The organism is Streptomyces sp. NPDC006743, from assembly GCF_040703815.1.
GTDB lineage: Bacteria > Actinomycetota > Actinomycetes > Streptomycetales > Streptomycetaceae > Streptomyces.
Window position 1 is genome coordinate 15,809 of the sequence record NZ_JBEYJA010000015.1, and the last position, 22,282, is coordinate 38,090.

General features: G+C 71.6%; 22 protein-coding genes and 1 pseudogene. 4 read left to right on the forward strand and 19 right to left on the reverse strand.

Annotated features, from left to right (window positions below; translation table 11 throughout):
- Window positions 1–88 precede the first annotated feature (88 nt).
- From tatC to ABZ719_RS15315, 10 genes are all read right to left on the reverse strand, one after another.
- Complete coding sequence (gene tatC, locus ABZ719_RS15270; protein ID WP_366725658.1) at window positions 89–1,033, reverse strand: twin-arginine translocase subunit TatC; 945 nt, start codon at window positions 1,031–1,033, stop codon at window positions 89–91.
- 50 nt (window positions 1,034–1,083) lie between these two features.
- Window positions 1,084–1,377 carry a Sec-independent protein translocase subunit TatA gene (gene tatA / locus ABZ719_RS15275; protein ID WP_366725659.1) on the reverse strand — a complete coding sequence of 98 codons (294 nt, stop codon included), beginning with the start codon at window positions 1,375–1,377 and terminating at the stop codon, window positions 1,084–1,086.
- 278 nt (window positions 1,378–1,655) lie between these two features.
- Window positions 1,656–1,850, reverse strand: a complete 195-nt coding sequence (locus ABZ719_RS15280) for a hypothetical protein (RefSeq protein WP_037859627.1) — start codon at window positions 1,848–1,850, stop codon at window positions 1,656–1,658.
- A gap of 313 nt (window positions 1,851–2,163) precedes the next feature.
- Window positions 2,164–2,424: a hypothetical protein gene (locus tag ABZ719_RS15285; RefSeq protein ID WP_366725763.1), complete on the reverse strand. Its 261-nt coding sequence runs from the start codon at window positions 2,422–2,424 to the stop codon at window positions 2,164–2,166.
- A gap of 29 nt (window positions 2,425–2,453) precedes the next feature.
- A complete protein-coding gene (locus ABZ719_RS15290) occupies window positions 2,454–3,572 on the reverse strand; it encodes a WYL domain-containing protein (RefSeq protein ID WP_366725660.1) in 1,119 nt (372 codons plus the stop codon).
- A gap of 18 nt (window positions 3,573–3,590) precedes the next feature.
- The gene (locus ABZ719_RS15295; protein WP_366725661.1) at window positions 3,591–4,592 is read right to left on the reverse strand and encodes a WYL domain-containing protein; all 1,002 of its coding nucleotides are present in this window, start codon (window positions 4,590–4,592) and stop codon (window positions 3,591–3,593) included.
- A 325-nt stretch (window positions 4,593–4,917) separates the two neighbouring features.
- Window positions 4,918–5,289, reverse strand: a complete 372-nt coding sequence (locus tag ABZ719_RS15300) for an FKBP-type peptidyl-prolyl cis-trans isomerase (RefSeq protein ID WP_030835713.1) — start codon at window positions 5,287–5,289, stop codon at window positions 4,918–4,920.
- A 60-nt stretch (window positions 5,290–5,349) separates the two neighbouring features.
- The gene (locus ABZ719_RS15305) at window positions 5,350–6,363 is read right to left on the reverse strand and encodes an FKBP-type peptidyl-prolyl cis-trans isomerase (protein WP_366725662.1); all 1,014 of its coding nucleotides are present in this window, start codon (window positions 6,361–6,363) and stop codon (window positions 5,350–5,352) included.
- 176 nt (window positions 6,364–6,539) lie between these two features.
- Window positions 6,540–7,901, reverse strand: coding sequence for a Pup--protein ligase (gene pafA, locus ABZ719_RS15310; protein ID WP_037859616.1), 1,362 nt, complete (start codon window positions 7,899–7,901; stop codon window positions 6,540–6,542).
- A gap of 9 nt (window positions 7,902–7,910) precedes the next feature.
- The gene (locus tag ABZ719_RS15315) at window positions 7,911–9,179 is read right to left on the reverse strand and encodes an MFS transporter (RefSeq protein WP_366725764.1); all 1,269 of its coding nucleotides are present in this window, start codon (window positions 9,177–9,179) and stop codon (window positions 7,911–7,913) included.
- A gap of 142 nt (window positions 9,180–9,321) precedes the next feature.
- Here ABZ719_RS15315 and ABZ719_RS15320 point away from each other — a divergent pair, with 142 nt between their 5' ends.
- Window positions 9,322–10,338 (forward strand): LacI family DNA-binding transcriptional regulator, encoded by a 1,017-nt coding sequence (locus tag ABZ719_RS15320; protein ID WP_366725663.1) that lies wholly within the window; start codon window positions 9,322–9,324, stop codon window positions 10,336–10,338.
- Between the two features lie 67 nt (window positions 10,339–10,405).
- Here the strand turns inward: ABZ719_RS15320 and prcA are convergent, their stop codons facing one another.
- The 6 genes and pseudogenes from prcA to arc form a co-directional block, all read right to left on the reverse strand.
- Window positions 10,406–11,173 carry a proteasome subunit alpha gene (gene prcA / locus ABZ719_RS15325; protein WP_366725664.1) on the reverse strand — a complete coding sequence of 256 codons (768 nt, stop codon included), beginning with the start codon at window positions 11,171–11,173 and terminating at the stop codon, window positions 10,406–10,408.
- Between the two features lie 60 nt (window positions 11,174–11,233).
- Window positions 11,234–12,079 (reverse strand): proteasome subunit beta, encoded by an 846-nt coding sequence (prcB, locus tag ABZ719_RS15330; protein ID WP_366725665.1) that lies wholly within the window; start codon window positions 12,077–12,079, stop codon window positions 11,234–11,236.
- Window positions 12,031–12,210 (reverse strand): annotated as a pseudogene (locus tag ABZ719_RS15335) (endonuclease domain-containing protein); the annotation flags it as partial. The gene prcB and the pseudogene ABZ719_RS15335, both read right to left, overlap by 49 nt.
- Before the next feature lie 253 nt (window positions 12,211–12,463).
- Window positions 12,464–12,682, reverse strand: a complete 219-nt coding sequence (locus tag ABZ719_RS15340; RefSeq protein WP_037859605.1) for a ubiquitin-like protein Pup — start codon at window positions 12,680–12,682, stop codon at window positions 12,464–12,466.
- Window positions 12,683–12,863: 181 nt separating this feature from the next.
- Window positions 12,864–14,375 (reverse strand): depupylase/deamidase Dop, encoded by a 1,512-nt coding sequence (gene dop, locus ABZ719_RS15345; RefSeq protein ID WP_366725666.1) that lies wholly within the window; start codon window positions 14,373–14,375, stop codon window positions 12,864–12,866.
- Window positions 14,376–14,609: 234 nt separating this feature from the next.
- On the reverse strand, window positions 14,610–16,376 hold the full coding sequence (gene arc / locus ABZ719_RS15350) for a proteasome ATPase (RefSeq protein WP_366725667.1): 1,767 nt from the start codon (window positions 16,374–16,376) through the stop codon (window positions 14,610–14,612).
- A 243-nt stretch (window positions 16,377–16,619) separates the two neighbouring features.
- Between arc and ABZ719_RS15355 the strand changes: the two genes are divergently transcribed.
- Window positions 16,620–16,925: a ferredoxin gene (locus ABZ719_RS15355; RefSeq protein ID WP_366725668.1), complete on the forward strand. Its 306-nt coding sequence runs from the start codon at window positions 16,620–16,622 to the stop codon at window positions 16,923–16,925.
- A 164-nt stretch (window positions 16,926–17,089) separates the two neighbouring features.
- Here ABZ719_RS15355 and ABZ719_RS15360 read toward each other — a convergent pair whose 3' ends face one another.
- The 3 genes from ABZ719_RS15360 to ABZ719_RS15370 form a co-directional block, all read right to left on the reverse strand.
- Entirely contained in the window at window positions 17,090–17,671 is a 582-nt protein-coding gene (locus ABZ719_RS15360) for a hypothetical protein (protein ID WP_366725669.1), read from the reverse strand.
- Window positions 17,672–17,883: 212 nt separating this feature from the next.
- Window positions 17,884–18,786, reverse strand: a complete 903-nt coding sequence (locus ABZ719_RS15365) for a tRNA (adenine-N1)-methyltransferase (protein ID WP_030179604.1) — start codon at window positions 18,784–18,786, stop codon at window positions 17,884–17,886.
- A gap of 58 nt (window positions 18,787–18,844) precedes the next feature.
- Entirely contained in the window at window positions 18,845–20,320 is a 1,476-nt protein-coding gene (locus ABZ719_RS15370; RefSeq protein ID WP_366725670.1) for a site-2 protease family protein, read from the reverse strand.
- A 340-nt stretch (window positions 20,321–20,660) separates the two neighbouring features.
- Here ABZ719_RS15370 and ABZ719_RS15375 point away from each other — a divergent pair, with 340 nt between their 5' ends.
- Window positions 20,661–21,572: a RecB family exonuclease gene (locus ABZ719_RS15375; RefSeq protein WP_366725765.1), complete on the forward strand. Its 912-nt coding sequence runs from the start codon at window positions 20,661–20,663 to the stop codon at window positions 21,570–21,572.
- 22 nt (window positions 21,573–21,594) lie between these two features.
- Window positions 21,595–22,266 (forward strand): response regulator transcription factor, encoded by a 672-nt coding sequence (locus ABZ719_RS15380; RefSeq protein ID WP_004990257.1) that lies wholly within the window; start codon window positions 21,595–21,597, stop codon window positions 22,264–22,266.
- Window positions 22,267–22,282 lie beyond the last annotated feature (16 nt).

The following is a 22,282-nucleotide window of genomic DNA, read 5'->3' on the forward strand; positions in this document are numbered from 1 at the left end:
ACGCGCGCGGGCCCGCACACGCGCTGGCCCGGACACGCGCAGGCCGGCCGCTCGCGGGGCGGGCGGCCGGCCAGATGCGCGCAGTGGCTCAGGTCACGTCGTCGTAGCCGTTGACCCGCTCGGTGCCGGACTGCTCGGGCAGGGCCCGGGGGGCGGGAACGGGCTCGACCTCGCCGATGTCCTCGGGGGTGAGGTCGAGGTCGGAGGCCTCGTCGTCGGACGGGCCCCCCGCCGTGCGCCGGAGCTTGCGGCGGTCGTTGAACAGGGCGAACCCCACGGCGATGAAGAACAGACCCCAGATCGGCGCCGCCAGGGACAGCATCGTCCCCGGGTCGGGGCTGGGCGTGGCCACGGCCGCGAAGGCGGCGATACCGACGATCATGCCGCGCCACCACCCGAGCATGCGCCGCCCGGACAGCACGCCGGTGATGTTGAGCATGATCAGCAGCAGCGGCATCTCGAAGGCGAGGCCGAAGACGACGACCATGCGGATGCTCAGGTCGAGCAGGTCGTCCAGGGGCAGCAGGTTCTCCGCGCCGCTGGGCGTCAGGTCGATCAGGAACTTCGCCGTCGTCGGCAGCACGTTGTAGGCGAGGTAGCCGCCGGCCAGGAAGAGCGGAAAGCCGAACCCCACGAAGGAGTAGGCGTACTTCTTCTCGTGCCGGTGCAGGCCCGGCGCGACGAAGGCCCACAGCTGGTAGAGCCACACCGGCGCGGCCAGCACGATACCCGTCGTCAGCGCGACTTTCAGGGCCAGGGTGAAGGGCGCCAGCAGACCGCTGACCGTGAGGTGCGCGCAGTGGTTGTCCTTGGCCTTCGCCAGTTGCCCGAAGCTCTGCGGGCAACCGATGGAGTCCAGCACCGGCTTCGTGATGAAGTTGGTGATGTCCTTGTAGTAGAAGGCCGCCACCACCGTCACGACGAGGATCGCAAGGACACCCTTCGCGAGCCGGTTGCGCAGCTCACGCAAGTGGTCCGCGAGCGGCATGCGCCCCTCGGGATCCCTCTCCTTCTTCTGGGCCGGCTTGAGCAACCCACATCCTCATCTCGTGCAGTGGACCGCTGAGGTCCCGGGTCCTCGCGTCAGCGCTGGGGCGTGGTGTCCGTCGGCTCGGCGACCGGGCGGGAGCTGGTCACGTCACCGGGGGAGGCCTGGATCGTGCGCTGAGCCTGCGGGGTCTGCTCGTCCTCGGCGGGCTGGGCGGCGGTCGAGGACGCCTTGCCGTCGCCCTTCATCGCCTTGGCCTCGCTCTTGAGGATGCGCGCCGACTTGCCGAGCGAGCGCGCCATGTCCGGAAGCTTCTTCGAGCCGAACACGAGGACGATCACGAGAATCAACAGCACCAGGTGCCACGGCTCGAGTGCGTTGCGGAACATCTGTCTTCACCTTCTCACTGAGGCGGGGCGGCGGGTCCTGACCGACCGGACGGACAGGGGTCTGACCATCGTGCTGACAGCGATCGTATCGCCCGGGGATGAACTCGGAACCATCCCCACGTGTACTCGTGCCGTGCGGACCGCGCCTCGTTCTTCGGACCGCGCGTAGAGCGTACCCAGCCGCAAGAGCATTGGGTACAGGCCGCAGCACTCCACCCGGCCTGACGTTCAGAACCTCACAGAAGTTCCCGGGACCGCGCACGGGTTCCCGGAAGCGCTCACCGGGGGTCGGCCGCCCGCGCCGCGCTCACCGCGGCCCGCTCCAGGTCCTCGGCCGCCCTGTTGATACGCCGCGCCGAGTCCGAGACCTGCCTGCCGAGGCGTTGCGCCTCCAGGAAGACCCGGATCCCCAGCACACCGAGGACGGCGAGTCCCAGAAATCCCGCAGCTACCGCGAACATCGGCCACACCATGGCCCTGAGCCTAGACGGTCCGCGCAGCGGTTCCGTCCAGGCCCGCGGCCGGCGGCCGGTCGTCGCACCCGCGACGGTCCGGCGCCGGGCACCGCCGGCCGCCGCCGGACCGGCCGAGCGCTGTCCCGCACGGACGGACGGCGTGCGGCCTCGGGCGGGGCCGCGCACCGCGGGGCCGGGCCGCTCGCCCGCCCGGGGCTCCGGGGCGCCCGCTTCCCGGGAGCGAACCTTCACCGGGCAGCGGCACGGGCCGCACACGGCCCCCGCCCGCGCCCGGGCCGCGCCGGGACCGCCCGACGCGCCCGCAGGGGCCTCAGACGGCGCTGTGCAGCCGCAGAGCCCTGACGCCGCCGCTGGTGAGCAGTTCGACGATCCGTTCCCCGGCCGGCTTGCGGGCCGGTACACCGCACTCGGGGCAGGTGAACGAGTAGAAGGTGGTACGGCTGCTGGCGCCGACCACCAGCCGCAGCGCGCTCGCGGCGAGTTCGAAACGGGCCCGGCACTCGGGGCAGCACGCGCGGAACACCGCGGGCGACACGTTCCGCATGCCGGCGAAGGCCGCCGCCACCGACATGCCCGTCCCCGCGGGCGGCGTCGACTCGCTCACAGCGCCTGCTCCTGCCTGCCGTAGGCCCACACCGGCCCGGACGGGCCGCCGGACGCCGTGGGCCCGGCGCCCTCTCGGTCACCGGCCGGGGCTCCCCCGCCGGTGCCCCGGCCGCCCGCGCCGGGCGCCGCCTCGGTCCCGTCGTACGCCGCGAGGGCCTCCCGGGCCGCCTGCCGGGCGCTGTCGGCCAGGGCGCCCGGTGCGACGATCCTGCCGTCCTGCCCCAGGCGCAGCGCCAGACGCCGGAGCGAGGCCGGGTCGGGGGTGCGCAGCGTGATGCGCAGCCCGCCGTCGGGCAGCTCCTCGGCGCTGTCGTGCGGGTAGTACTCGGCGACCCAGCGGCCGCCGGGGCCGACCTCGACGACGACCTCGGGGTCCTCCGCGGCGGGCTGCACCAGCGCCTCGGACAGGTCGCGCAGCTCTATCTCCGGGGGTGCGGACGGCTCGTCGAGGATCGTGATCTCGGCGACCCGGTCGAGGCGGAAGGTGCGGCGCGCCTCGGAGCGGCGGCACCAGGCCTCCACGTACGTGTGTCCGACACTGACCAGGCGGATGGGGTCGATCTCGCGCTCGGTGACCTCGTCGCGCGCGGGTGAGTAGTAGCGGATCCACAGGCGGCGCCGCTCGGAGATGGCCCGGTCGACGTCGGCGAAGACGCCGCCCTCGGACTCGAAGGTCACCGAGAGGCGGGAGCTGGCGCCCGCCGCCTCGCCGGCCGCGGTCTCCACCTTGGCGGTCGCCCGCAGCAGCGCCTGCCGGTCGCTCTCGCGCAGGCCCGGCAGGGTGGCCACCGCGCGGGCGGCGACGAGCAGGGCGGTCGCCTCGTCGGCGGCCAGCCTGAGCGGCTCGGCGGCGTCCGCGCCGAGCGCGGCGGGGTTGTGCCACCAGATCCGCTCACCGTCGGTGTCGATGTCGAGCAGGTCGCCGCCGCGGAAGCTGGTGCCGCACATGGGCAGCACGTCGAGGTCGGAGACCAGCTCGTCCTCGCTGATGCCGAAGGCGCGCGCCACGTCCTCGATCCGGGCGCCGGGCCGCTCCCTCAGATAGGTCACGAGGGAGAGCATCCGCCGGGTCTGGTCGATGGCGTTCGCGGGCCTGACCGGTTTGCCTGCCACGGTGTTCCTCGATCCCCCTCAGCCCTTGGCCACGGCGCGCAGCCGGTCCACCACGTCCGCCCGCAGTTCGGCGGGTTCCAGGACCACCACGTCCGGTCCGAACTCCACCAGCCAGGCGTCCAGCCCGTGCCCGTACGGGATGTCCAACTCGTCCCAGCCGTCGCCGAGTTCCCGGACGGCGGTGGCCTTCGCCCGAAGGGGGTAGCCCGAGCCCGAGCGCAGCCGGATCCGCGCCGAGCGGTCGGCGATCTCGCCGGCCCAGCTCGCGACGGTCTCCCGGACGGTGACGACGTCCGGCACGGGAGCGGTGAAGCGGGCGCCGCGCGAGCGCACCTTGCCGGTGATCCGGGACAGCCGGAAGACCCGCTCGGCGCCGCGGTCGCGGTCGAAGCCCGCGAGGTACCAGTGGCCGCGCCAGCACTCCAGCGCCCACGGCTCCACATGCCGGGGCTCGGGGCGGGCGGCGCTGGCCTTGCGGTAGTCGAAGAGCACCGGACGGCGGTCGCGGCAGGCCAGCATCAGCGGTTCGAAGGCGGCCTCGTGCACCGGGATGCGCGGCTCCAGGGCGCTGTGCGCCTCGTACGGGTCGACGTCCTCGGGCAGACCGGCCGCGCGCAGTTTCTGCAGGGCGCCGCTGGCGGCCCCGGCGAGCCGGGCCTGCTGCCAGACCTTGGCGGCCAGGCCCAGGGCCGCGGCCTCCTCGGCGTCCAGGGTGATGGGCGGCAGCCGGTTGCTGTCCCGGCGGGCGAGGTAGCCGACCTCTCCGTCCAGGCTCTCCACGGTCTCGATGACCAGCCCCAGCTCGCGCAGGTCGTCCTTGTCGCGCTCGAACATGCGGTTGAAGGAGTCGTCGGACGCCGGCGCGCTCCTGTCCGGCCCGGGAGCCGTGCCCCGGCCCGGCCCGAAGGCCTCCACGTACGCCTCGATGGACTCGCGCAGCTCCCGCTTGCTGAGCGGCCGCCGTGTCCCGAGCAGGCACAGCGCGAGGTTCATCAGCCGCTCCGCCTTGGCAATGGCCATCGGCGCCCGTCACCTTCCTCGTGGTGCTTGGAGCTGCGAACAGAAGTGGGGTCCGCTCGGCGAGCGGTGTGGTGCGTGCGACCGCAAGGCGCCGGAAGGGCCCTCGCAGCGGAGCTACCACGACCTTTTGGCAGCGCGGCGAGGGCGCGTGCCGGGCGCCGCCCGCCGGGGCCCACCTGTGTTCGCGGCTCTTACTGCCGACGACCGTACCGCCCCGCGGCACGGTGGCAAAAGCCGAGGGCCCGTGCCCGGCCGGGCATGGGCCCCAGGTGATCGGATCCCGCGCGGATCCCCCGGCTTCCCGGACGGATCCGCGCGGCGGTGATCAGACCCCGAGCAGGTCGACGACGAAGATCAGCGTCTCGCCGGGCTTGATCGCCGGGGTCGGGCTCTGGTTGCCGTAGGCGAGGTGGGCCGGGATGGTCAGCTGGCGGCGGCCGCCGACCTTCATGCCCTGCACGCCCTGGTCCCAGCCCTTGATGACCCGGCCACCGCCGAGCGGGAAGCGGAAGGGGGTGCCCCGGTTCCAGCTGGCGTCGAACTCCTCGCCGGTGCTGAAGGCGACACCCACGTAGTGGACGGTGACGGTCTGGCCCGCCTGCGCCACCTCGCCGTCGCCCTCCCAGATGTCCTTGATCTCCAGGTCCGCCGGGGGCTCGCCGCCCGGGAAGTCGATCTCGGGCTTGTCGATGCTCACGTCTCTAGCTCCTGCTTGTCTGCGAAAAGGCAACATCCACAGTCTTACATCCCGGGCGGCTCACATCGCGGCCAGGATGTCCACGGAGAACACCAGCGTGGAGTCCTTCTTGATGCCGCTGTCCGGCGGCGGGTTGTCGCCGTAGCCCAGGGAGGGCGGGATGACGATCAGGACGCGGCTGCCGACCTTCTTGCCGGTCAGCCCCTGCGCCCAGCCCTTGACGACCTGCTGCAGCGAGAACGACGTCAGCTGGTTCCTCTTGTACGTCGAGTCGAACTCCTTGCCGCCGTCCCACAGCACGCCCTTGTACTGCACCAGCACGGTGCTCTCCGCCTTGACCGCCGGGCCGTCGCCCTCGATGACGTACTCCGCGACCAGCTTCTTGGGCGCCGCCGTCTTCGGGACGTCGACGGAGGGGGCCGCACCGTCGGTGTTGGTGCCCACCTTCGGCAGGTTCGCGTCGTTCTGTCCGGCCGTCTTGCCCTTGGCCGAACTCTTGGAGTTGAAGGCGTCCTGCACATCGACCACGAAGACCAGCGTGTCGGTGCCCTTGATGCCCGCCTGCGCGTTGCCCTGCGTGCCGTAGCCCCAGGTGGGGGGCACCGAGAACTGCACCCTGCTGCCGACCTTCTTCCCGGCCAGCGCATAGCGCCAGCCGTCGATGATCGTGCCCTGGGCGAGCTGGATGAGCAGGGGCGTCTTGCGGTCGTAGGAGTTGTCGAAGACCTTCGCCGTGTCCCAGACCTGACCGAGGTAGTGGGCCTGGACGTAGTCGTTCTCCGCCACCGTGCGGCCGCCGCCGGCGATGACGGTCTTCACCGCCAGGTCCTTGGACGGCGTGCCGGTGCCCTTGGCGACGGTCGGCTTCTCACCGAACTTCGTCCCCGCCGTGATCGCCGGCAGCGGCCCGGAGACGATCTTCGGCGGCGGCGCAGCGGACGTCGCCGGGGCGGTGGGCGACGGAGACTTCGAGGAGGTGTCACCGGCACTGCCCGAGCCGGACTTGTCGTTGCCGCAGGCGGCCAGGGTGACCAGTCCCGCGGGGGCGGAAAGGAGCAGAGAGCGTCGGCGCACGGTGGGCCTCGTAATCGGTCGATCTTGTGGATGGCGTGCGCGCAACTCTACGGGGCGAGAAGGGCGCCGCACGTGAAACGTACGGCGCCCGTGTGGCGTTCCGGCGGGGTCACCCCCGCGCGGGCGAACCGTGGAACGGGGAATCGCGTGGAACGCGCCCCCGCTCCCTGCGCGGATCACATTCCGGCGATCAGCTTCTCCACCCTGTCGTCCACCGAACGGAACGGGTCCTTGCACAACACCGTGCGCTGCGCCTGGTCGTTGAGCTTCAGGTGCACCCAGTCGACCGTGAAGTCACGGCGCTGTTCCTGCGCCCGCCGGATGAAGTCGCCGCGCAGCCGCGCCCGAGTGGTCTGCGGCGGCACCGACTTGCCCTCGAAGATCTTCAAGTCGTTGCAGATCCGGGTGGCTTGGCCCTTCTTCTCCAGCAGGTAGTACAGACCGCGGCGGCGGTGGATGTCGTGGTACGCGAGGTCTATCTGGGCGACCCGCGGATGCGACATGGTCATGTTGTGCTTGGCCCGGTACCGCTCGATGAGCTTGTACTTCATCACCCAGTCGATCTCGGTGCCGATCCGGTCGAGATCCTCGCTCTCGATCGCGTCCAGCGTGCGGCCCCACAGCTCCAGCACCTGCTCCACGGTGCCGGTGCGGATGCCTCGGCGCTCGCAGAAGTCCACGGCCTTCTCGTAGTACTCGCGCTGCACCTCCAGCGCGGACGCCTCCCGGCCGCTGGCCAGGCGCACCTTGCGGCGGCCCGTGATGTCGTGGCTGACCTCGCGGATCGCCCGGATCGGGTTCTCCAGGGTCAGGTCCCGCATCACCGTGCCCGCCTCGATCATGCGCAGCACGAGGTCGGTGGCGCCGACCTTCAGCAGCATCGTCGTCTCGGACATGTTCGAGTCGCCCACGATGACGTGCAGCCGGCGGTAGCGCTCCGCGTCCGCGTGCGGCTCGTCGCGCGTGTTGATGATCGGCCGGGAGCGGGTCGTCGCCGAGGAGACGCCCTCCCAGATGTGCTCGGCCCGCTGGCTCACGCAGTACACGGCCCCGCGCGGCGTCTGCAGGACCTTTCCCGCGCCGCACAGCAGCTGCCGGGTGACCAGGAACGGAATGAGGATGTCCGCGAGCCGTGAGAACTCCCCGTGCCGCGCCACCAGATAGTTCTCGTGACAGCCGTAGGAGTTGCCCGCCGAGTCCGTGTTGTTCTTGAAGAGGTAGACGTCGCCCGCGATTCCCTCCTCGTGCAGGCGTCGTTCCGCGTCTACCAGGAGTCCCTCGAGAATGCGCTCGCCGGCCTTGTCGTGGGTGACCAGTTCGGTCACATTGTCACACTCGGGTGTCGCGTATTCCGGATGTGACCCCACGTCGAGATAGAGCCGGGCGCCGTTTCGCAGAAACACATTGCTGCTGCGGCCCCATGACACGACACGGCGGAAGAGGTACCGCGCCACCTCGTCAGGCGACAGGCGGCGCTGTCCCCTGAACGTGCACGTGACGCCGTACTCGTTCTCCAGCCCGAAAATGCGGCGGTCCATGACTGAACATTACGCCCGATCCCCCGAGCTGAAACGGGGTTCGACAGCACGATTTGGATCATTTTCCGATGAAGCCGCAACGACCGCCCGCCCGGCGGGAGCTGCGAGGACCGATCCGGTGGCCAGCAGCACCAGCAGCGACACCGCCCCGGCCACGGCCGGCACCGCGAAACCCCACAGCGCGCCGCCCGCCTCGACCACCGGGCCCGCGACCCCCGTACCCACCGACGCGCCCACCGTGAACATCGTCACCAGCCAGGAGAACGCCTCCGTCACCGTCCCGCTCGGCGCGTGCCGGTCCACGATGATGAACGCGCAGGCGATGCACGGCGCCAGGAACACCCCGGACACCGCCGTCAGCAGCACCATGGCCACCACCCCCGGCATCAGCGTCAGCGGCAGGTAACACACCGCCAGAAGCGCCACCAGCACCCGCAGTCGCCGCTCCGGCGCACCCGGCCACTGCCGCGCCCCGTAGACGGCCCCGCCGACCAGCGCCCCCAGCCCCAGCGCCGCCATCAGCCAGCCGTACACCGCGTCACCGCCGTGACCGTCCGCGTAGGAGACCGCCGCGACGGTGATGGACCCCAGCGCGACCCCGACGAACAGGAACGCCCCCAGCAGGGCCAGCAGACCCGGCGAGCGCAGGGCCCCCAGCCAGTGCGCCTCGCGCGGCGCCGAACGCCACGCCCGGGACGGCGGCGAGACGACCACCGACAGCGCGCCCAGCACCCCGACGGCGTTCAGCACCACCAGGGCGGCCCGGGCCGACCACAGCGACACGCACAGCGTCACCAGCAACGGTCCGACGGTGAACATGACTTCCTGGGCCACCGCGTCCATCGCGTACGCCGTGTGCACCCGCTCCTGCCCGCGCAGGACCGCGGGCCACAGGGCGCGCAGACCGCCCTCCAGCGGCGGCGTGCAGAGCCCGGCCGCGGCCACCGCCGCCCAGGCGAGCACCGGCGGCTCGGTGCCGGTGAAGGCGAACAGGGTCATCGCCAGGGCGGCCGCCAGCGCCGCGGGCAGCTGGACGCGCGGCTGCCCGTACAGGTCCACCAGGCGCCCGAGCACCGGCTGGCCCACCGCGTTGGCGACCCCGTACACCGCCGCCAGCACGCCGGCGAGGCTGTACGTGCCGCCCTCGGCGCGGACGAACAGCACGATCGCGATCGCCGCGGTCGCGTTCGGCAGCCGGCCCACGAGCGTGCCCGCCAGCAGCCGGGCGGCGTGCCGCGCCCTGAGTATCTCCAGGTATCCGGCGAATCCCGCGGCCATCGCGCGCCCTCCAGGCATGAGTACAGCTTGAGTGTTACGTATAACGTCCGTGGCCATACGTACCATGTGCGCTGTTCACCAGTCCAGACGACCGCGAACGGCCGCGGGACCCCACGGCCGGAAGAAGAGGGGCAGCACCACGGTGGCACGAGGAAGCACCCGGCCCACCAGCCGCGACGTCGCCCAGGCCGCCGGCGTCTCGCAGGCCGCCGTCTCCCTCGTCCTCGGCGACAAGTGGCGCGGCCGGGTCGCCGAGACGACCGCCCAGCGCGTCCGGCAGGCCGCCCGCGACCTCGGCTACCGCCCCAATCTGGCCGCCCGCAACCTGCGCCTCGGCCACACCCGCACCGTCCTGCTCGTCGTCCCCGCTCTGACCACCGAGTTCTTCGCCGGCGTCTACACCGGCGCCGCCCGGGTGGCCGCCGACCACGGCTTCGGCGTCGTCCTGTACCCCTCCCCCGAGGGCGTCGGCCCCGCCAGGAACCCCTTCGCCTCCGCCCAGGCCGCCCTCGACGGCGTCCTCGCCTCCTCCATGGCCGCCGACGCCCTCACCGCCATCCGCGGCGACCAGCTCCCGCTCGTCATGCTCGACAGCGACCCCGCGGGCAGTCTCGGCGCCGCCACGGTCAACCTCGACATCACCGACGGCGTGCGCCAGGTCGCCGACCACCTGCTCGGTCTCGGCCACCGGCGCTTCCTCCACCTCGCCGCCGACGTGCCCTCCTGGACCTTCGAGGCACGGGCCCGGGAACTGGCCGCGCGGCTGGGCGCCGTCCCCGGCACCACCCTGCGCACCGCCCGCGCCCCGATCTCCATCGAGGACGCCCGCGCCGCCACCGAAGCCGCGCTCGGCGCGCCCGGCCCCCGGCCCACCGCCCTGGTCTGCGACGACGACAAGCTGGCCGCGGGCGCCTACAAGGGGCTGCGCCGGCTCGGGCTGCGCGTCCCCGACGACCTCTCCGTCACCGGCCTCGACGACCTCGCCCTGGCCACCGCCATCGATCCGGAGCTGACCACCGTGCGCCTGGACGCGGAACTCTTCGGCGAACGCGGCATGCACGCCCTCCTGGCCGTCCTGGAGGGCCGTGTGCCGGACGGCGGCGACATCCCGGTGGAGCTGGTGGTCCGGGGCTCCACGGCCGCGCCACGGGCCTCCTGAGACGCCGGTGCCCCGGCCGTGACGTCGAGGAGACGCCGGCCGGGGCACCCGGAACACCCGCGGTGGGCTACTTCCCGGTCTCGTCGGACCCGGAGGACTCCTCCGGCTCGTCGTCGTCCTTGGAGATGTCGGTGCTGCCGCCCTGCAGCAGCCGGGCCAGCTGCGGCCCCACGATCCGCTTGAACTTGCGCTGCTGCGGCCGCGTGCGGTCCAGCACCGCCACCTCCAGGCGCTCGGCGGGGATCTCCCGCTCGCTGCCGTTGGTGTCCCGGGACAGCGCCTGCACCGCCAGCTTCAGCGCCTCGGCCAGCGTCATCCCGTCCCGGTGGCGCTGGTCCAGATAGCCGCTGATCTGCTCCGCGTTGCCACCGACCGCGACCGAGCCGTGCTCGTCCACGATCGACCCGTCGTGCGGCAGCCGGTAGATCTGGTCGCCCTCGGGGGTCTCCCCCACCTCCGCGACCACCAGCTCCACCTCGTACGGCTTCTCGGCCGCACTGGAGAAGATGGTGCCCAGCGTCTGCGCGTAGACGTTGGCCAGGCCGCGCGCGGTCACATCGTCCCGGTCGTAGGTGTAACCGCGCAGGTCGGCGTAGCGGACGCCGCCGATGCGCAGGTTCTCGTACTCGTTGTACTTGCCGGCCGCGGCGAACCCGATCCGGTCGTAGATCTCGCTGAACTTGTGCAGCGCGCGGGACGGATTCTCACCGACGAACACGATTCCGTCGGCGTACTGCAGCACCACCAGGCTGCGGCCACGGGCGATGCCCTTGCGGGCGTACTCCGCCCGGTCGGCCATCGCCTGCTGAGGTGAGACATAGAACGGCGTCGACACCGGTTATCCGTCCCTTTCTGTAGAGGTCACTCGATCACCCTGGGCAAGAACCGGCCGCCGCTACAGCAGCGCGGCCCTCGGACCGTCCGGCTGCTCCAGCCGCCGCTGCAGCACCGAGCGGGCGATCTCGGAGGACTCGTCGTCGGTGAGCCGGCGGAAGCCGTCATCGGTGATCACGGTGACGATCGGATAGATCCGGCGGGCGACGTCGGGACCACCGGTCGCCGAGTCGTCGTCTGCCGCGTCGTACAGAGCCTGCACCACCAGTGTGGTCGCCTCGGCCTCGGTCAGGTCGGCGCGGAAGAGCTTCTTCATGGCACCGCGCGCGAAGACCGAACCGGAGCCCGTCGCCGCGTAGCCGTGCTCCTCGCTGCGGCCGCCGGTCACGTCGTAGGAGAAGATGCGGCCCTTGTCGCGGTCCACGTCGTACCCCGCGAAGAGCGGCACCACGGCCAGACCCTGCATCGCCATGCCGAGGTTGGAACGGATCATGGTCGACAGCCGGTTCGCCTTGCCCTCCAGCGACAGCTGCGCGCCCTCGACCTTCTCGAAGTGCTCCAGCTCCAGCTGGAACAGCTTGACCATCTCCACGGCCAGGCCGGCGGTGCCGGCGATGCCCACGGCCGAGTACTCGTCCGCGGGGAACACCTTCTCGATGTCCCGCTGCGCGATGACGTTGCCCATCGTCGCCCGCCGGTCACCGGCCAGCACGACGCCCCCCGGGAAGGTCACGGCCACGATCGTCGTGCCGTGCGGCGCCTCCAGCACCCCCTGCGCGGGCGGCAGCTGCCGCTTGCCGGGCAGCAGCTCGGGCTGGTGCTCGGAGAGGAAGTCCATGAAGGACGAGGACCCAGGCGTCAGGAAGGCAGCTGGTAGACGCCCGGTGCTACGAGTGTTGGCTTCCACGCGATTCCTTCCACATAAGCAGCAGCCCGCCTCATGACATCGGGCCGATCCTTGAACTGCCCCAGTGCGGCGTTGCAGCTGAAGCACAGTACGCCACGGACCCTACCCGTCCCATGGCAGTGATCCACATGCTCCGGCGAAGCCGGCGGGCACCGGCGCGAGCGGCGCCCGGCGCCTCGTCCCGCGGCTTCGCGGGGCCCCTCGCGCACCCGACCGGCGGGCGCCGGCCCGCCCGGCCCCGGGCGGCGCCGACGGAGCCCGGGCCGGCCGCCGGGGCGCGAAAGCCGTGCGCGGACCGGTACCCCGACCGCGCACAGCGCTTCACCACCCCTGATCGGCCCACCCCTAAGCCCCGCGCCCCTTGGGAACGAAGGGAACGGCGGCCTACTGCCCGCCCTTTTGAACGAATGACCTCACGAAATCCTCGGCGTTGGACTCGAGCACATCGTCGATCTCGTCGAGGACGTCGTCCACGTCGTCGCTCAGCTTCTCGTGGCGTTCCTTGAGGTCTTCGGCGGCCTGCGCGTCCTGCGCCTGCTCCTCGACCTCCTCGGTCGCGCGCGTGGCCTTCTGCTGGCCGCCACCGGTGTCCTTCGTTGCCATGACCCTCACCCCGCTCAGTTCGCCCGACATGGTCGGCATTACCGCCGATCGGTGATGATCAGACCCTACAAGCCGGGTCCGACATCGGCCCCGCAGTTTCCGCAACGTCCGGGGGCCACCTCGATGATTCCCGGGCGGGGGCATTTCCACCCTGCCCCCGCCGCCCGGACCGGGTACCCGCTCAGCCGCCGGACAGGACCCTGACCAGGTCCTCGGCCGTGCGGCAGCGGTCCAGCAGCTCCTTGACGTGATTACGCGTTCCGCGAAGCGGTTCCAGGGTTGGGACGCGCTGCAGGGAGTCGCGGCCGGGCAGGTCGAAGATGACCGAGTCCCAGGAGGCCGCGGCGACGTCGTCGGCGTACTGCTCCAGGCAGCGGCCGCGGAAGTACGCGCGGGTGTCCTCCGGCGGCTTCCTGCGGGCCCGGTCCACCTCGGACTCGTCCAGCAGCCGCTTCATCCGCCCGCGGGCCACCAGACGGTTGTACAGACCCTTCTCGGGGCGTACGTCGGCGTACTGGAGGTCCACGAGGTGCAGGCGGGCGGCGTCCCAGTCGAGGCCGTCGCGGCGCCGGTAGCCCTCCATCAGCTCCCGCTTGGCGACCCAGTCCAGCTCGCCGGCCAGGCTCATCGGGTCGTTCTCCAGCCGGTTGAGGGTGTCCTCCCAGCGGGCCAGGACGTCCTTCGTCTGCTCGTCGGCGTCGGCGCCGAAGCGTTCCTCGACGTACTTGCGCGACAGCTCGAAGTACTCCATCTGGAGCTGCACCGCGGTGAGTGTCCGGCCGCTGCGCAGGGTGATGAGCCGTTTGAGTGACGGGTCGTGCGAGACCTGGTGCAGGGTGCGGACGGGCTGGTCGACGGCCAGGTCGACGGCGATGAAGCCGTCCTCGATCATCGACAGGACCAGGGAGGTCGTGCCCAGCTTGAGGTAGGTGGAGATCTCGGAGAGGTTGGCGTCGCCGATGATCACGTGCAGCCGGCGGTACTTCTCGGCGTCGGCGTGCGGTTCGTCGCGGGTGTTGATGATCGGCCGCTTCAGCGTCGTCTCCAGGCCCACCTCGACCTCGAAGTAGTCCGCGCGCTGACTGAGCTGGAAACCGTGCTCGTGGCCGTCCTGGCCGATGCCGACACGGCCGGCGCCGGTGACCACCTGACGGGAGACGAAGAAGGGCGTGAGGTGGCGCACGATGTCGGAGAAAGCGGTTTCCCGCCGCATCAGGTAGTTCTCGTGCGTGCCGTAGGAGGCACCCTTGTTGTCGGTGTTGTTCTTGTAGAGGTGGATCGGCTGGGCCCCGGGCAGCTGGGCGGCCCGCTCGGCAGCCTCGGCCATGATCCGTTCGCCCGCCTTGTCCCACAGAACGGCGTCGCGCGGGTTGGTGACCTCGGGGGCGCTGTACTCGGGGTGGGCGTGGTCGACGTAGAGCCGTGCCCCGTTGGTGAGGATCACGTTGGCCAGGCCGATGTCCTCGTCGGTGAGCTGGGTGGAGTCGGCGGCCTCGCGGGCGAGGTCGAAGCCGCGGGCGTCCCGCAGCGGGTTCTCCTCCTCGAAGTCCCAGCGGGCCCGGCGGGCCCGGTGCATCGCCGCCGCGTAGGCGTTGACGATCTGGGACGAGGTGAGCATGGCATTGGCGTTGGGGTGACCGGGGACGGAGATCCCGTACTCCGTCTCGATGCCCATCACTCGCCGTACGGTCATGCGGCCCTCCTTGCCCGGCGGCGCCCTCGGTCGAGGGCGGCGCTCAAGTACCGCTGGTGCTCGGGTGCCTGTGCGGTGCCCGTCCCCGCACTGCGCGACCCGGCGGTACGAAAGAGCCTAGAACGCCTTTGCGCTGGTGGGGAGATCATTTGCGTCATTGGCTGCTCCATGCGGTGACCCCGGAAAGCAGTCGGCTGCGGGTACCCGGTGAGGGCACCCGCAGCCGCCCTGCTTTTACAGGTACTGACCGGTGTTCGCCACCGTGTCGATGGAGCGTCCGGTGTCCGCGCCCTGCTTTCCGGTGATCAAGGTGCGGATGTACACGATCCGCTCGCCCTTCTTTCCGGAGATCCGGGCCCAGTCGTCCGGGTTGGTGGTGTTCGGCAGGTCCTCGTTCTCCTTGAACTCGTCCACGCACGCCTGGAGCAGGTGGGAGACGCGGAGACCCTTCTGGTTCTTCTCCAGGAAGTCCTTGATCGCCATTTTCTTGGCGCGGCCCACGATGTTCTCGATCATGGCGCCGGAATTGAAGTCCTTGAAGTAGAGGACTTCCTTGTCACCATTGGCGTAGGTGACCTCCAGGAAGCGGTTCTCCTCGGATTCGGCGTACATCTGCTCGACCGCGGTCTGGATCATGGCTCCGACCGTGGCGCCCTTGTCGCCGCCGTGCTCCGAGAGGTCGTCGCCGTGCAGCGGGAGGCGCTCGGTGAGGTACTTCGCGAAGATGTCCTTGGCCGCCTCGGCGTCGGGACGCTCGATCTTGATCTTCACGTCGAGCCGGCCGGGCCGCAGGATGGCGGGGTCGATCATGTCCTCGCGGTTCGAGGCGCCGATCACCACCACGTTCTGCAGGCCTTCCACACCGTCGATCTCCGCGAGCAGCTGCGGGACGATGGTGTTCTCCACGTCCGAGCTGACACCGGAGCCGCGGGTGCGGAAGAGGGACTCCATCTCGTCGAAGAAGACGATGACGGGGGTGCCCTCGCTGGCCTTCTCCCGGGCGCGCTGGAAGACCAGGCGGATCTGCCGCTCGGTCTCGCCGACGTACTTGTTCAGCAGCTCCGGGCCCTTGATGTTGAGGAAGAAGCTCTTGCCCGCGGCCTGGCCGGTGACCTCGGCGACCTTCTTGGCCAGCGAGTTGGCGACGGCCTTGGCGATGAGCGTCTTGCCGCATCCGGGCGGCCCGTAGAGCAGCACACCCTTGGGCGGGCGCAGTTCGTGCTCCTTGAACAGGTCCGGGTACAGGTAGGGCAGCTCGACCGCGTCGCGGATCATCTCGATCTGGTTGCCGAGGCCGCCGATCTGCTCGTAGCCGATGTCGGGGACCTCTTCGAGGACGAGTTCCTCGACCTCGCTCTTGGGCACGACCTCGTAGACGTAGCCGGACCTGGGTTCGAGCAGCAGGGCGTCGCCGGGACGGATGGTGACGTCCAGCAGCGGCTCGGCGAGCCGCACCACCCGTTCCTCGTCGGTGTGCCCGAGGACGAGGGCGCGCTCGCCGTCCTCGAGGATCTCCTTGAGGGTGACGATGTCGCCGACGCGCTCGAACTCCATGGCGTCGACCACGTTGAGTGCTTCGTTGAGCATCACTTCCTGGCCGCGCCGCAGGTCGTCGAGGTCGACGCTGGGGCTGACGTTCACCCGCAGCTTGCGGCCGCCGGTGAAGATGTCTGCGGTGCCGTCCTCGTTGGACTGCAGGAAGACGCCGAAGCCGGCGGGCGGCTGGGCGAGCCGGTCGACCTCTTCCTTGAGGGCCACGATCTGGTCGCGGGCCTCGCGGAGCGTGTTCGCGAGCCGTTCGTTCTGCGCGGACACGCCGGCCAGATTGGTCTGCAGCTCGACGATCCGCTCTTCGAGAATCCTCGTGTGCCGCGGAGAGTCGGCGAGCTTGCGTCGCAGGACGGCGATCTCCTGCTCAAGGTAGGCGATCTGCCCGGCCGGGTCGTCGGACCCTCGTCCCGGGCGGATGCCGCGGTTCATGTCGTCGTCGTGGGCTGCCACGGTCCTCACCTCCTCCAAGGGGAGCTGGACGCTTCCAGACCCTACCTGGGTGGGTGTCGATTGAAACCCCTAGATCACAAAGACTGTCGGGGTGTGTCCGATCTTCACCCTTGCGCTCTCCCTCACGCCAGGGGAATACCCACCGAACAAGATTGGAAAGCCGACGGAGGTAGGGTCGAGACGTTCAACACCCGTCGGAGCTGGCCTGATTCCCGCCCGGTCCGACGTGAAACGGCAGGAGAGATGAGCGTGCAGCAGCGGACCGCGGACGGCGGCGAGGAACTGGAGGTCTGGATCGACCAGGACCTGTGCACCGGTGACGGCATCTGCGCGCAGTACGCGCCGGAGGTCTTCGAGCTGGACATCGACGGTCTGGCCTACGTGAAGGGCCCGCAGGACGAGCTGCTCCAGGCCCCCGGAGCGGCAACGCCCGTGCCGCTGCCGCTTCTCACGGACGTGGTGGACTCGGCGAAGGAGTGTCCCGGCGAGTGCATCCATGTGCGCCGGGTTTCGGACAGGGTCGAGGTGTACGGACCGGACGCCGAGTGACGCCGCGGTCGCCGTTCGTGGTCGCCGTCCCGCTCCCCGGCGTGGTCGCCGGCTGGTTCCGTGCCGTGGCCGCTGTCTGATTCCTCACACCGGCGGCGGTCGGCGGCCCGGCGGTCGCGGGCCGGGCGCCGCCCGCTCGGACGCCGGGCCGGGCGCCGCCCCCCTCAGACGCTGCGGGTCCGGTCCGGCCCGGAGCGCACGAACGCGCCGTTCTCCCACCGCCACTTCGCGCTGTCCTTGAGGTCGGGGCAGCAATTGGGCACGTCGGTCGAGGAGTAGCCGAGCAGGGTCGCGCTGACCTCTCCCGCGCGTACGGCGAAGTCCGTGACGGTGTACCGGTCCTTGGGGTCGACGAGGGTGGCCACGACGCGGGGGGCGGGGGTGCCTTCGGCGCGGGTGAGGACGTAGACGGCGTCGGGCGGGGTGCCCATGGAGGCGTCGCAGTGCACGACGGCGACGGTCTCGGGGCGGCCGTCGTGGTCGAGGTCTCCGGCGGCCTTCTTGGCGACCACCGCCTTCAGCGGCCCGCACTGGATCGGGAAGGTCACGCCGGTGGTGGGGGGCGCGGTGGTCAGGGGGGCGCTCTGGGTCCGGGGGCCGGGGCCGGTGTGCTGGGCGGCGGTGGCGGAGCCCGGCTGGAGGGCCGAGGAGAGGGCGACCACGCCGGCGACGGCCGCGGCGGTGGCGACCCAGTGGATGGGGCGGGTGCGGGTGTGTGCCAGGTCCGGGACGGCGGAGTGCTGCACTAGGAGTGTCTCCCGTGAGGGCTGTGCCGGTGGGGTGGCCAGCATCGTGCCACACGTCACAGTGCGGGGGAACGGTGGGGTGGGTACTCACCCGGGCCGCTGACCGCGTGTTTCGGGTGGGCGCCCAACGTGTGAGCGCCCTGGCTCAGTTCCCGGCCGGGGCCGGGAACTGAGCCAGGGCGCCTGTTCGTTGCGGGTGGGCCCGGGCCGGGTCAGCGGCCGGTGCCTCCGTCGGCGTTGGGGCCCTCGTAGTCCTCGCCGTAGGCGCCCTTGGCGGGGCGGCGGCGGCGCATGGGCGGCTCGACGCCGTCGGCGAGGCGGCGGGCGGTGAGCAGGAACCCGGTGTGACCGATCATGCGGTGGTCGGGCCGGACGGCCAGGCCCTCGATGTGCCAGTTGCGGATCATCGTCTCCCAGGCGGTCGGCTCGTTGAAGCAGCCGATCTCGCGGATGGACTCGACGGTCCGCGCGAGCTGGGTGGTGGTGGCGACGTAGCAGCACAGGATGCCGCCGGGGACGAGTGCCTTGGAGACGGCCTCCAGGCATTCCCAGGGGGCGAGCATGTCGAGGATGACGCGGTCGACGTCGGTGTCGGACAGGTTGTCCTGGAGGTCGCCGACGGTGAGCTGCCAGGCGGGGTGCGGGCCGCCGAAGTAGCGCTCGACGTTGGCCTGGGCGATCTCGGCGAAGTCGGCGCGGCGCTCGTAGCTGTGCAGCATGCCCTGGTCGCCGATGGCGCGCAGCAGGAAGCTGCTGAGCGAGCCGGAGCCGACGCCGGCCTCGACGACGCGGGCGCCGGGGAAGATGTCGGCGAAGGCGAGGATCTGTCCCGCGTCCTTGGGGTAGACGACGGCCGCCCCTCGGGGCATGGACAGGACGTAGTCGGGGAGCAGGGGACGCAGCGCGAGGTAGGCCACGTTGCCGGTGGTGCGGACAACGCTGCCCTCGGGTGCGCCGATCAGTTCGTCGTGCGGGAAGGAACCCTTGTGGGTGTGGAAGTTCTTCCCGGCCTCGAGCGTGAACGTGTAGTGGCGGCCCTTGGGGTCGGTCAGCTGTACCTGGTCCCCGACCTTGAAGGGCCCGCGGCGGCGGGCGGCACCGGTCGGTTCGGACATGTGACCAGCCTACCGGCCCCCGGGAGGGCCGCCGACCACCGCTTCGGGGAAGCGGTGCTCAGCTGGGCCGGGCCATGGCCTTCACGAAGGCGCGCTCGACGTCGGCGGCGGACAGCACGCCGTAGATCTCGCCGGTGTCCTCCACGACGAGGTACTCGGTGGCGGGTGTGGCGCGCAGAACGTCCAGGAGGTCCTCTCCGGCCAGCTCGGCGGAGACCCGCATGCCCTCGGTGAGGTCCTGGGCGAGTGCGCTGGCCGCCACCCAGGGGCGGCGGTGTTCGGGCACGCCCGCGATGGCGGACTCGCGCACCAGGGAGAGGGGCTCGCCGTGGCCGTCGACGACCACCAGGGCACGGGCCCCGGCGGCGTTGGCCCGGCGCAGGGCCTCGGCGAGGGAGGTGGTGGTCTCCACCGGGACGGCGCGGCGGGTGAGGGTGCGGGCGCGCAGTTCGGGCAGGTGTTCGCGCAGCCGGGCCATGCGCAGGCTGTTTCCGGCACCGGTCCAGATGATCGCGGCGACGATCGCGGCGAGCAGGGCGTCGGTGACGGTGCTCATGCCGGCGCTGTCCTCGGCGGTGCTGCCGAGCGCTCCGGACTGACTGAGCAGCGGCAGGCCGATGAGGACGGAGACGGCGAGGGCGCGGCCGACCCAGGCCGCGGCGACGGTGCCGCTCATGGGGCGGCCGGTGATCTTCCAGACGACGGCGCGCAGCATGCGGCCGCCGTCCAGGGGCAGGCCGGGCAGCAGGTTGAACGCGGCGACGATGAGGTTGGAGATCATCAGGGAGGCCAGCAGGACCCCGGGGACCGTGCCGCGTTCGACGGGCTGGAGGGCGAGGTAGAAGACGCCGGACAGGACCAGGGAGAGCAGCGGACCGACGAAGGCGAGGACGAACTCGCGGCCGGGGGTCTCGGCCTCCTTCTCGATCTCGGAGACCCCGCCCAGGAACTGGAGCTGGATGCGGCGCACCGGGAGCTTGAAGCGCAGGGCGGCCACGGTGTGGGCCAGCTCGTGGACGAGTACGGAGCCGTAGAAGGCGACCGCGAAGAAGAGGGAGACCAGGTAGCGGGCGGCCCCCAGCTCGGGCAGGACGCGGTCGAGCTGGCCGCCGAAGACCCAGGTGATCAGGGCGGCGACCAGGAACCAGCTGGGCGCGACGTACACGGGCACACCGAAGGGGCGGCCCATGAGCAGTCCGCCGCCGGGGCCCCGGGGCCGTCGCGGCGGGGGCGGGGGCGGCTGACCGTGGCCGTGGCCGGAGGCCGCCAGGGCGCGGTCGGGGTGGGTGTCGGGAGGAGTGCCGTGCGCGGTGGGGTGGGGGCCGTCGGGCCGGGTGCCGTCGCCGCGTCCGGGAGCGCTGCCGTCGTGGTCCGGGTCCCGCGGGTCCGGGGCCTGGTGCGCGGCGGAAGGCCGCGGGGGGTTCAGCGGGCGGGCGGTGCTGTCGTGGGGCGACGGGGCCGCGGGGCCCGTGGCGGGCTCGGTCGGCTCGTCGTTGCCGGAACGCGGCTGCCCGCTCCCGCCGCTCACGTCCACGGTGTCCCCTCGTTCGAAGCGCCGCCTCCTGGCCTGGCGGCCGGAAGGTCTCGGGTCGATGGTATGCGGCCGTGGCGAACGGTTCCGCCCGGCACCCCAGTGTCGTACCCGCTGCGGTGCACTTCACCGGGGCCGGAGGGGGTCACTGTCAGTGGCGGGCCGTAGGGTTCTGTGCATGGAGACGACTGGCACGCGGGACGGAGCGGCGGACGGCGCGGAGGGCACTGAGGGGCCGGCCGCGCGGGGTGTTGGGACAGCCCCGGTGCCGGCGGCGGACCCGGTCGTGCCGGCGGCCCCTGGTGTCGCGGTGAGCGCCGCCGCGCCGGCGGCCCCGGTCGTCATGGAAGGCCCGGCCGGGGAGTCGGCCGAGGGCGCGGCCGTCACCGTGCGGGCCGCCGCACCGCCCTCCTCGTTGTCGCCGTCGCGCGCCGGGGACTTCATGCAGTGCCCGTTGCTGTACCGCTTCCGGGTGATCGACCGGCTGCCGGAGAAGCCGAGCGAGGCCGCCACCCGGGGCACGCTGGTGCACGCCGTGCTGGAGCGGCTCTTCGACGCCCCGGCGGGCGAGCGGACCGCGCCCCGCGCCAAGGCCCTGATCCCGGGGCAGTGGGACCGGCTGCGCCAGTCGCGCCCGGAGCTGGTGGAGCTGTTCGCCGACGACGCGGACGGCGAGCGGCTGGCGCGCTGGCTGACGGAGGCGGAGCGGCTGGTGGAGCGCTGGTTCACGCTGGAGGACCCGACACGGCTGGAGCCGGCGGAGCGGGAGCTGTTCGTCGAGGCGGAGCTGGAGTCCGGGCTCAGACTGCGCGGCATCATCGACCGGGTGGACGTGGCGCCCACCGGTGAGGTGCGCATCGTCGACTACAAGACGGGCAAGGCACCCCGGCCCGAGTACGCCGAGGGCGCGCTGTTCCAGATGAAGTTCTACGCCCTGGTGGTGTGGCGGCTGAAGCGGGTGGTGCCCCGGCGGCTGCAGCTGGTGTACCTGGGCAGCGGCGACGTGCTGACGTACGACCCGGTCATGGCGGACCTGGAGCGGATGGAGCGCAAGCTGCTGGCGCTGTGGGAGGCGATCCGGCTGGCCACGGAGACGGGTGACTGGCGTCCGCGGCCCACGAAGCTGTGCGGCTGGTGCGACCACCGGGCGCACTGCCCGGAGTTCGGGGGCACTCCCCCGCCCTACCCGCTGCCCGTGGCCCGGACCGAGCCGCCGGTACCCGTGCAGGTACAGGGCACAATGGGCCGGGACTAGGGTCCCAGCGAAGGAGACTTACGTGGCCATCCGCGTCCTACTGGTCGACGACCAGCCACTGCTGCGCACCGGGTTCCGGATGATCCTGGAGGCGGAGCAGGACATCGCGGTCGTGGGCGAGGCCGGAGACGGCCTGCAGGCCCTGGACCAGGTGCGTGCCCTGCAGCCCGACGTGGTGCTGATGGACATTCGCATGCCGCGGATGGACGGGGTGGAGGCCACTCGGCAGATCACCGGTCCGGAGCGTGACGGACCGGCGAAGGTACTGGTGCTGACCACCTTCGATCTCGACGAGTACGTGGTGGAGGCGCTGCGCGCGGGCGCGAGCGGATTCCTGCTGAAGGACGCCCCGGCCAACGAGCTGGTGCAGGCGATCCGCGTGGTGGCGGCCGGTGAGGCGATGCTGGCGCCGAGCATCACCCGCAGGCTGCTGGACAAGTACGCTACGCATCTGCCCTCCGGTGACGAGCCGGTCCCGGACACGCTGCACACCCTCACCGAGCGTGAGGTGGAGGTGCTGAAGCTGGTGGCGCGCGGGCTGTCGAACGCGGAGATCGCCGCGGATCTGTTCGTCAGCGAGACGACGGTCAAGACGCACGTGGGGCACGTGCTGACCAAGCTGGGCCTGCGCGACCGCGTGCAGGCGGCGGTGTACGCCTACGAGAGCGGTCTGGTGCGGCCCGGCGCGCAGTGACGGCGCGGCGCCGGCG